Origin of the sequence: Aminobacter aganoensis (genome assembly GCF_014206975.1) — a bacterium.
In the GTDB taxonomy this organism is placed as follows: Bacteria; Pseudomonadota; Alphaproteobacteria; order Rhizobiales; family Rhizobiaceae; genus Aminobacter; species Aminobacter aganoensis.
Window position 1 is genome coordinate 1 of record NZ_JACHOU010000049.1, and the last position, 1,231, is coordinate 1,231.

A 1,231-nucleotide genomic window follows, 5' to 3' on the forward strand; every position below is an offset into this window, starting at 1 on the left:
GGCCTGTTCGCCGCCCAGCTTGGCGGGTGGGCTCGCTGGCTCGTCCCGGCAAGCTTTGTATCCGTCATGGTTCTGGGTGGCGCTCTTGGCCTGGCCGGCGTTGCCGTTCCATTCGTCGAGCTCGGCATTGGCCTGTCGATCGTCGTTCTCGGCGGCGTCGTTGCCTTCAACCTGCGGGCTGGCGTGGCGGCGGCGATGGCGCTTGTCGGCTTCTTCGCTGTGTTTCACGGCTATGCGCACGGGGCGGAGATGCCCGAGAGCGCCAGTGGTCTCGCCTATGGTGCCGGTTTCGTGTTGGCGACGGCGATGTTGCACGCGGCCGGTCTTGGTTTCGGTCTGGCCCTCGATGGCAAGGCGGGCGCACGCGGGGCACTGGTTGTACGTTCGCTCGGAGCGCTCGCCGCCTTCGCCGGCATAGGTGTTGTAACCGGCCTCGTCTGAAACAGGCAATATCAGCCACCGCCTTGGTAGAGGCGGCGGCTGCAGCTCAACAGTAACGAGGTGCCAGGATGAGCAGTTCAGTTCTCATGCGTCCGGCTCGTGCCACGAGCTTTCCGGCGCGCGGAGCAACGGCATTCGCCAGGACGGCCGCGCCGGTTGCCCTGCAGCAGGATCCGCATGCCGTCCGGGCGCCCGGCGAGAACGAATTGCAGGCTGCGATCGGCCGGGAGGTGCGGGCCTGCCGCAAGCGTCACGGCATGACCGCAACCGAGCTCGCGGGGGCCGCGAACATCTCGGTCGGCATGATGTCGAAAATCGAAAACGGCGTCATCTCGGCGTCGCTGACCACGCTGCAAGCCTTGTCCCAGGCGCTTGGCGTTCCGATGACCGCGCTGTTCAGAAGCTTCGAGGAGGAGCGCAGTGCGGTCTTCGTCAGGGCGGGCGCCGGCGTCGAGGTGGAGCGGCGCGGCACCCGCGCCGGCCATCACTACAATCTGCTCGGCTACATCGGCTCCGCTTCAAGCCAGGTGTTCGTCGAGCCCTATCTGATCACTCTGACCAGCCACACCGACATCTTCCCGCTGTTCCAGCACGCGGGTATGGAATTCCTCTACCTGCTTGAAGGCGAGATCACCTATCGCCATGGCTCGACGCTTTATCACATGGGCCCTGGCGACAGCCTGTTCTTCGAGGCCGACACGCCACACGGCCCCGAGCAGCTGACAAAGCTGCCGATAAGGTTCCTGTCGATCATCTCCTATCGCCATGGGGATAGTGAGGACTGATTTTC

Annotated in this window: 2 protein-coding genes; both read left to right on the forward strand. The window is 64.8% G+C overall.

The annotated features are described in order from the left end of the window. On the forward strand, nucleotides 1-441 hold a 441-nt coding region (locus tag GGR00_RS28175), incomplete at its 5' end, for a HupE/UreJ family protein (protein ID WP_184702875.1). A gap of 68 nt (nucleotides 442-509) precedes the next feature. After that, nucleotides 510-1,226 (forward strand): helix-turn-helix domain-containing protein, encoded by a 717-nt coding sequence (locus GGR00_RS28180; protein ID WP_184702877.1) that lies wholly within the window; start codon nucleotides 510-512, stop codon nucleotides 1,224-1,226. The last annotated feature ends 5 nt before the right edge of the window (nucleotides 1,227-1,231 follow it).

Bases quoted from the DNA above. Each gene is read 5' to 3' on its own strand.
- GGR00_RS28180 (WP_184702877.1), top strand. From the start codon at position 510: ATGAGCAGTTCAGTTCTCATGCGTCCGGCTCGTGCCACGAGCTTTCCG.